Annotated in this window: 8 protein-coding genes; 4 read left to right on the top strand and 4 right to left on the bottom strand. The window is 64.4% G+C overall.

What is annotated here, in order from left to right; genetic code table 11:
* Window positions 1–40: 40 nt before the first annotated feature.
* The 3 genes from B1C78_RS02895 to B1C78_RS02880 form a co-directional block, all read right to left on the bottom strand.
* On the bottom strand, window positions 41–469 hold the full coding sequence (locus B1C78_RS02895) for a Na+/H+ antiporter subunit B (protein WP_077277643.1): 429 nt from the start codon (window positions 467–469) through the stop codon (window positions 41–43).
* Window positions 466–2,766, bottom strand: coding sequence for a putative monovalent cation/H+ antiporter subunit A (locus B1C78_RS02890; RefSeq protein ID WP_077277642.1), 2,301 nt, complete (start codon window positions 2,764–2,766; stop codon window positions 466–468). Before B1C78_RS02890 ends, B1C78_RS02895 begins: the two co-directional genes overlap by 4 nt.
* Before the next feature lie 390 nt (window positions 2,767–3,156).
* Window positions 3,157–4,101, bottom strand: a complete 945-nt coding sequence (locus B1C78_RS02880) for an MBL fold metallo-hydrolase (RefSeq protein WP_077277641.1) — start codon at window positions 4,099–4,101, stop codon at window positions 3,157–3,159.
* A 173-nt stretch (window positions 4,102–4,274) separates the two neighbouring features.
* Here B1C78_RS02880 and B1C78_RS02875 point away from each other — a divergent pair, with 173 nt between their 5' ends.
* Window positions 4,275–4,532: a hypothetical protein gene (locus B1C78_RS02875; RefSeq protein ID WP_077277640.1), complete on the top strand. Its 258-nt coding sequence runs from the start codon at window positions 4,275–4,277 to the stop codon at window positions 4,530–4,532.
* A 29-nt stretch (window positions 4,533–4,561) separates the two neighbouring features.
* Here B1C78_RS02875 and B1C78_RS02870 read toward each other — a convergent pair whose 3' ends face one another.
* On the bottom strand, window positions 4,562–5,218 hold the full coding sequence (locus B1C78_RS02870) for a TIGR04211 family SH3 domain-containing protein (RefSeq protein WP_077277639.1): 657 nt from the start codon (window positions 5,216–5,218) through the stop codon (window positions 4,562–4,564).
* 240 nt (window positions 5,219–5,458) lie between these two features.
* On the opposite strand from B1C78_RS02870, the gene B1C78_RS02865 reads away from it, so the two are divergent.
* The 3 genes from B1C78_RS02865 to B1C78_RS02855 all read left to right on the top strand — a co-directional run bounded on the left by B1C78_RS02865 (window position 5,459) and on the right by B1C78_RS02855 (window position 7,192).
* The gene (locus B1C78_RS02865) at window positions 5,459–5,890 is read left to right on the top strand and encodes a rhodanese-like domain-containing protein (RefSeq protein WP_077277638.1); all 432 of its coding nucleotides are present in this window, start codon (window positions 5,459–5,461) and stop codon (window positions 5,888–5,890) included.
* Between the two features lie 155 nt (window positions 5,891–6,045).
* Window positions 6,046–6,636 carry a histidine phosphatase family protein gene (locus B1C78_RS02860; protein WP_077277637.1) on the top strand — a complete coding sequence of 197 codons (591 nt, stop codon included), beginning with the start codon at window positions 6,046–6,048 and terminating at the stop codon, window positions 6,634–6,636.
* Window positions 6,637–6,769: 133 nt separating this feature from the next.
* The gene (locus tag B1C78_RS02855) at window positions 6,770–7,192 is read left to right on the top strand and encodes a secondary thiamine-phosphate synthase enzyme YjbQ (protein ID WP_077277636.1); all 423 of its coding nucleotides are present in this window, start codon (window positions 6,770–6,772) and stop codon (window positions 7,190–7,192) included.
* The last annotated feature ends 54 nt before the right edge of the window (window positions 7,193–7,246 follow it).

The following is a 7,246-nucleotide window of genomic DNA, read 5'->3' as shown; positions in this document are numbered from 1 at the left end:
TTCATCCTTCATCCTTCGCGGGCCGCCACGCGGCCCGCGCTCAGTCCTCCGCCTCCGCCAGCGACAGCATGATCGTAAGCACCGCCCCGATCACCACCAGGTACACCCCGATGTCGAACATCAGCACCGTGCCCACCTTGAGCTCGCCCAGGGCGGGGACGTCGAAGGTGAACCACTGGGCAGTGAAGAAGGGCTGGCCGAAAAATGCACCCGGGATGGCGGAGACGATGGCCAGCGTCATGCCGATGCCCAGCACATGCCGGGGGTCCACCCAGAGCACGGCCTTGGCGGACTTGATCTCCATGGCGAACAGGTTCAGCACGATGGCCGATGCGGCCACCAGCCCGCCGATGAAACCGCCGCCCGGTTCGTCGTGGCCGCGCAGGAGCAGGAATATGGAGAACAGCAGCAGCAGCGGCAGCAGGAAGTTGCCGGCGGTGCGCAGGATCAGGGAATGCATGGTGCTCATTTCCGGTCCTCCGCGCGCAGATTGATCATGGCGTACACACCCACGGCGGCCAGCGCCAGCACGAAGATCTCACCCAGTGTATCCAGGGCCCGGAAGTCCACCAGGATCACGTTGACGATATTGCGCCCGAAACCGGAGGGTTCGCTTTCCGCCACGTGGTAGGCGGAGATGCTGTCGTGGGCGCGCATGTGCAGGGTGGACAGCATGACCAGCGTCATCATGCCGCCGACCGACAGGGCGATCACCGCGTCACGCACCCTGACAAGCGGGGAGGACAGGTTGAGAAACCCGGGCAGACGGAACAGCACGAGCACCAGCAGCAACACTGTGAGGGTCTCCACCAGCACCTGGGTGATGCCCACATCCGGCGCGCTGAACAGCACGTAGATCAGGGCAACGCCGAACCCCAATGCGCCCAGCGAGGCCACCGCCCCGAGCCGAGAACGGATCGTCACCGCCACGGCGGCCGCCGCCAGCGTCATGCCCAGGACGGTCCATTCCTGGATCTGAATGTCGGCAAACGATAATTCCCCGATGGAAATGTCGTAGATCCGCGCGGTGACCCCCACCGACACCAGCATCATCAGCAGGATCGTCAGCAGGTAGTAACGCAGGTATCCGTTCTGCAGCACGCGCGTCTGCCAGTCGGCAGACCAGACGAGGCCGGCCATGGTGCGGTCATACTGGCGCTCGGGTCCGATGCTGTTGGCAACACCATCGAGCCACGCGAAGGCGGCCCGGAAGCGGTCCCACTGCGTGTACAGCGCCAGACCCAGCAAGAGGCTCGCCGCGCTGATCATCAGGGGTGCGTTGATGCCGTGCCAGAGCGACAGCTTCACATCCAGCGGCGCGCCGTAAACGGCGCCGGCCGCGGCCCCCAGCACACCCCATTCCGGCAGCATGGGCGCCAGTCCGAACAGCAGGCCCAGGCTGCCCAGCACCGCGGGGCCGGCCAGCATGGCCGGAGGCGCTTCGTGGTGAGGGTCCTTCGGTGTCTTCACGCGTGGGCCAAACCAGGGTTTGATGCCGACGATGGCCGCCACCAGCACGCCCAGGATGGCGGTGGCGACAGCCAGGGCCGTGAGCACACCCGAGACCGTCGGGGCCTCCAGGACGGCCTCCAGCATCAGTTCCTTGGCGATGAACCCGAACATGGGGATCACGCCACCCAGCGACAGGGCGGCGATGGCGGCGAAGAAGGTGGTCACCGGCAGCGCACTGCGCAGACCGCCGGTCTGCAGAAAGTCTTTGCAGCCGGCCTCATGGTCCAGGATGCCCGCAATGAGAAACAGCGCACCCTTGTAGAGCGAGTGCGCCATGAGGAACGTGACTGCGGCAATGATGGCCGTTTCCGTGCCCACGCCGATGAGCATGGTCAGCGTCCCCAGCGCCATGACCGTGGAGTAGGCCAGCACCTGCTTGACGCCGGTGCTGCGCGCGGCCAGGAACACGCCCGTCAGCATGGTCACACCGCCGAACAGGGACAGGATCAGCAACCACTCGTCCGTACCGCCCAACCCCGGGTTAAGGCGCGCCAGCAGGTAGACGCCCGCCTTGACCATGGTGGCGGAATGCAGGTACGCGGAGACCGGCGTGGGCGCCGCCATGGCATTGGGCAGCCAGAAGTGAAACGGCACCTGGGCGGACTTGGTGAACGCGCCGGCCAGCACCAGCAGCAGGATGGGCAGGTACCAGGCGTGCTCCTGCAGTCCCTCGCCGGCGAGGACCTCGGACAGCTCATAGCTGCCGCCGGCCATGGCCAGCATGACGAAGCCCGCCAGCAGGGCGAGTCCGCCGCCAACGGTGACGATCAGCCCCTGCAGCGCGCAGTATCGGGCGCGCGCATCCTCGTGGTTGTAGCCGATCAGCAGGTAGGAGGTAATGCTGGTCAGCTCCCAGAAGACAAACAGGGCAATCAGATTATCCGCCAGCACCAGACCCAGCATGGAGCCCATGAAGGCCAGGATCAGCACGTAGAAACGCCCCACGTCGCGGTGCTTTTCCAGGTAGCGGCCCGCGTAGGAGACGATGAAAAAGCCGATGCCCGAGATCAGCAGCACAAACAGCAGGGAGAGCCCGTCTACCAGGAAGGACAGCTGGATATCCAGCCCGGGCACCCACGGATAGGCGAAGCGCACCTGCCCGCCATCGGCGATCTCGGGGATGAAACTCAGGAAGTAGATGAACAGGGCGCCAGGCAGCGCGGCCAGCACCCAGCCGCTGTGGCGGCCGCTCAAGCGGTGTACCCAGGGGGCGATGGCGGCGAGCAGGAATCCCGAGAGGACGGCGAGCAGCATGGGTCGCGTTTGGCGTGTTCTTATGAGGTTACGGGTGACAATGCGTCCGGATCAGAGTACCGGGGTAAGGACGCCTTGGCGCATACACGAACAGCGCGCGAACCCGGCGAATCGTACCGGAGCGCCGGAGAGGTTTCAAATGGCGGGGCGCCGCAGGAGCTGAAGCATGCCCCCATAACCACATGAAATGAAAAGCATAGCTAGCCCGCATATCTCACCACCGTTCGTGGCGAGGGCGTCGAGGCGCCGCTGTGAGGGGGCGCGCGGACCGGAGGACGACGCGGGCGTAGCCGTCACTACGTCAAGCCGGCCGCAGCGAGCACGCCCCGTCACAGCGAGCGGATCGGCGGCCGCAGTAGAAGGGTGGTGAGATATGCGGGCTGGACCCCTTCAGGGGTTGCTTTCCAGGTCCAGGTAGGCGCGGTTGACGTTCATGCGATGCCACTCTTCGTAGTGGACGAGGTGCCGGAAACGGGGCATGTCGGCCAACCGGTCCACTGTCTCGTTGAGCTGTTCCCAATCATCCAGCCCCTCGATGACGCCATCAAGGATGGCCTGCAGATAGTCACCGGTTTCCGCGCGGGCCTTGTCGAGATCCGCCGCTGCACCGTGCCCGGGGATCACGTGTTCGGGCTCCAGCGCCTCCAATACGGCGAATGAATCCAGCCACCCGCGGATATCGCTCCAGGGATGGAGACCCAGCATGCGGTCCAGGTAGACCACGTCGCCGGCGAACACGGTGCCCTCGTCCGGTATGTGAACCAGCACGTCGCCCGGGAAATGGGCGTCACCGGCAAAGATCAGTTCGAAACGCACGTCGCCCAGTTCGACGGCATGACGGTCGGCCTCCACCGGCTCCGGTGCCGGCATGGCCCGGGTGCCCGCCAGGCGGTCGCGGAGGACATTCTCGAGGCGGGCGAGGTGCTGCTCCGCAAAACGGGACTGGGTTTCGGCGGTACGCGCCAGGGCGATGATCTCGGCGCCCCGCTCCGCGAAGTAGTGGTTGCCCAGCCAGCGGTGATCCTGACTGCCGCTGTTGATGACCCAGCGCACGGGCATGTCCGTCACCGTGCCGATCGCCTGCTCGACACGCTCCGCCACCTTGCGCGAAGGCCCGCTGTCGATCAGGACCACCCCGTCATTGGTCAGCACAAAGGCGAGGTTGTTGTTGAAGGCCTGATTCTCGTAGGTGCGCCCGTCCAGTGAGCCCTTGAAGTAATAGACCCGCTCGGTCACAGAAATGGGCTCGAGAATGCTGTCCAGCTCATCGGCTGAAACGATGGCGACGAACAGCAGGATAAACACGACAGCCGGCAGTAGCGTTCTCAGCAGCATGGTAAACCGGTCACGGTGAGTACAGATGTGGTCATGGATACTAGACACTGTCACTGACGGGAATCAAGCGTCGGCGGCCGGGTTCAGGCATTTTGCCTATTCCAGCACCTCGGCCATTGTGCAGGCCCGGAAACCTTGTCATACACTAGGTAAAACCTGGGATAAGAGTCAGGATGGACAGATCACCGAACCGTTCGGCGCTGAGCGACTATTTCGCGTACCTGGAGGCCAGGTACGGGGAGCAGTTCAGCCTGGACGTGCTGACCGACGAGGAATTGGCCCGCCTGGCCGGGCTGGGCGCCCAGGCCCTGGCGGACCAGCCGGAAGGCGGCGAAGTCCCCACGCCTCTGGGCGCGTTGCTGGGTCTCGTCCGCGGCAAGCTGGAACTGCGCGCCCAGCACCGCCTCATCAGCAGCCGTTTGTCCAGTTGACAGGCTCCTACGGGGAAGAGGGGGATTGCTCACGACCAGCCGTCGCTGCGGCGGCGCCAGCGGATGCGTGTGAGCAGGATACCCAGCAGCGCGCTGCCCACGGCGACGGCCGCGCCGATGATGAACCACTCCCTCTGTTCCGACTGGCGCACCTGTTGCAACTCTGCTTCCAGCGCCTGAACCTGGGCTCGCTGACGGCCGGTCAGTTCACGAAGGCGCTCATTCTCTTCCGCGATCTCCATGGGCCGTGCGGCCGCCTCCCGCAGGGTTTCCATCTCCGCGGCCATGCGCTCGACGGTATCCTCCGTTTCCTGCAGACGCGCGTGTGCGTCGTCACGCTCGCTGCGCAGCACCCCGATGCGTTCCTCGCCTTCTGCCAACCGCTCGCGAAGGCCCGTAATCTGGCGTTCCGCCTGAGCCAGCCGCTCCCGGGCATGGGGCTCCCGGGACAGGTGAGTCGCCTCAAGCCAGCCTTCGGTCCCTTCAGGCGTGCGAATCAGGGCGTAGCCATCATCATCCCGCTGCAGGACCTCGACGGGCGTACCACTGGGCACAAAGCGCATGATGCGATGCTGGAAGGTCTTCCCGGAGCGGATGGCGACATTGAGGTCATCGCTGATATAAGCGCTTTCCGCATACAGGGAGGATGAGAACAGCACAAACGCCAGCAACACGACAAACTTCACGCGACGACCTCCGCATCGGCAAGGTATGGAAACCCCTTGATTCTACGTGTACCCGCGTCGGTCCGCAGTGCGAACTTCACATTTGGCCGGCACGGGAACCGCTTCTGACCGTCCCCACGGCCCCGGTCCCGAAATCCGGCGATCGACACGTTTCAGGGGCAGGGGCAGCATGCAGGGGGATACCTCGGCTATGCTTAGCACAAGCGCATGCCGTTATTCCCGACTCTCGGACAGACTGCCATGACAGACGAACACAATCCCATCGGCCTGAACCCCCAGGAGGCATATGACCTGCTGGAACACAATCCGCGCGCCATCCTCGTGGACGTGCGCTCCACCATGGAGTACCTGTTCGTGGGGCACCCGGTGGGCTCAATACACGTATCCTGGATCGACGAACCGGACTGGACCGTGAATCCCCACTTCGTCACCGAGGTGCGCAAACTGCTGCTCGGCGGGGCCGTGTGCGAGGAGGAAGGCGAATGCGCTCCCGTGGTGCTGATCTGCCGAAGCGGCAAACGCTCCCGGGAGGCCGGGCGGGCCCTCATGGAGGCGGGGCTGAAGAAGGTCTACAACGTCACCGAGGGCTTCGAGGGCGATCTGGACGAACACCACCATCGCTCCACCACCGGCGGCTGGCGTTTCCGCGGCCTGCCGTGGGAGCAATGCTGAATTGAAGTAAGAAGTGTGAATTGGGAAGTGGGAATGGAAGTACGAAGTGTGAATTGGGAAGTGGGAAGGCCCCCTCCCCGGCCCTCCCCCGCTTGCGGGGGAGGGCCGGGGAGGGGGCCCTTGCTACTTGAGACTTGCCACTAGCCACTGAATTTATGTTGATTGATCTGTTGCGTCACGGAGAACCCGAGGGGGGGCGTCGCTACCGCGGTTGCGGTGTGGATGACCCGCTCACCGATCAGGGCTGGGCTCAGATGCGCGCCGTGCTCAATGGCGCCAAACCGCCCTGGACGCAGATTGTCACCTCCCCCATGCGCCGCTGCCGGGACTTCGCCGAAGCCTTTGCGAGGGAGCACGGTTTACCGTGTACCGTGCAGGAATCACTGCGCGAGGTAGGGTTCGGCGCCTGGGAGGGGCGCAGTCCGGAAGAGCTCAAGGCGGAGAGCCTGGCGGATTATCTTGCTTTCTACCGGGATCCGGCGCGTGCGCGCCCTGACGGTGCGGAACCCCTGGAGGCCTTTGTGGGGCGGGTGGCCGACGCCCTCGAATCGATCAGGCAGCACCACGAGGGCAAGCACATCCTGGTGGTGGCCCACTCCGGTGTGATCCGGGCCGCCGTGGTCCATGCCATGCAGGTGCCCGCCGTCGCGCTCTACCGCCTTCGCATGCCCTATGCGGCGTTGACACGGTTGCGCGTGGATGAACGCGGTTTATCGGTGGAGTTTCTGAATCGACGCACACTGTAAGATCAGTGTGCCAGTGGCAATAAAGGGTAACTGTTGGGTCGCCATCAGTGAGGAGAAACAGGGCGAGGCTGGCTTCATTCAACCTTCATCCTTCCACCTTCTGCCTTTCAAGGTGCCACTTGCCACTGATCTTATGATGCAGACCACACACATTTTCACGGTGGAGACCCGGGGTCCGGGGCTCTACATGTTCACCGACCCGGTGTCACGCTGGGTCGCGCAGTCGGGTATCCGCACCGGGCTGCTGACGCTGCTCATCCGGCATACCTCCGCCAGCCTGGTGATTCAGGAAAACGCCGACCCGGACGTGCGCGGTGACCTGCAGCGTTTCTTCGAGCGGCTGGTCCCCGAAGGCGATCCCATCTACCGGCATACCCTGGAAGGCCCGGACGACATGCCCGCCCATGTGCGCAGCGCGCTGACGCAGACGCAGTTGTCGATCCCGGTCATCGACGGCCGGCCGGCGCTTGGCACATGGCAGGGCTTGTATGTGTTCGAGCACCGCCGTGCCCCACAGGCGAGACAGGTGGCGGGGCACCTTTTTGGGGAAGGATGAAGGATGCCCCTTCCGGAAGGATGAAGGTAGAAGGATGAAGGTTGAATGAAACCA

Origin of the sequence: Thioalkalivibrio denitrificans (genome assembly GCF_002000365.1) — a bacterium.
Classification (GTDB): domain Bacteria; phylum Pseudomonadota; class Gammaproteobacteria; order Ectothiorhodospirales; family Ectothiorhodospiraceae; genus Thioalkalivibrio_A; species Thioalkalivibrio_A denitrificans.
The sequence above is the reverse complement of the archived record's forward strand: the minus strand, read 5'-3'. Positions and strand labels throughout refer to the sequence as shown.

Bases quoted from the DNA above. Each gene is read 5' to 3' on its own strand.
- B1C78_RS02895 (WP_077277643.1), bottom strand. From the start codon at position 469: ATGAGCACCATGCATTCCCTGATCCTGCGCACCGCCGGCAACTTCCTG.
- B1C78_RS02890 (WP_077277642.1), bottom strand. From the start codon at position 2,766: ATGCTGCTCGCCGTCCTCTCGGGATTCCTGCTCGCCGCCATCGCCCCC.
- B1C78_RS02880 (WP_077277641.1), bottom strand. From the start codon at position 4,101: ATGCTGCTGAGAACGCTACTGCCGGCTGTCGTGTTTATCCTGCTGTTC.
- B1C78_RS02875 (WP_077277640.1), top strand. From the start codon at position 4,275: ATGGACAGATCACCGAACCGTTCGGCGCTGAGCGACTATTTCGCGTAC.
- B1C78_RS02865 (WP_077277638.1), top strand. From the start codon at position 5,459: ATGACAGACGAACACAATCCCATCGGCCTGAACCCCCAGGAGGCATAT.
- B1C78_RS02860 (WP_077277637.1), top strand. From the start codon at position 6,046: ATGTTGATTGATCTGTTGCGTCACGGAGAACCCGAGGGGGGGCGTCGC.
- B1C78_RS02855 (WP_077277636.1), top strand. From the start codon at position 6,770: ATGATGCAGACCACACACATTTTCACGGTGGAGACCCGGGGTCCGGGG.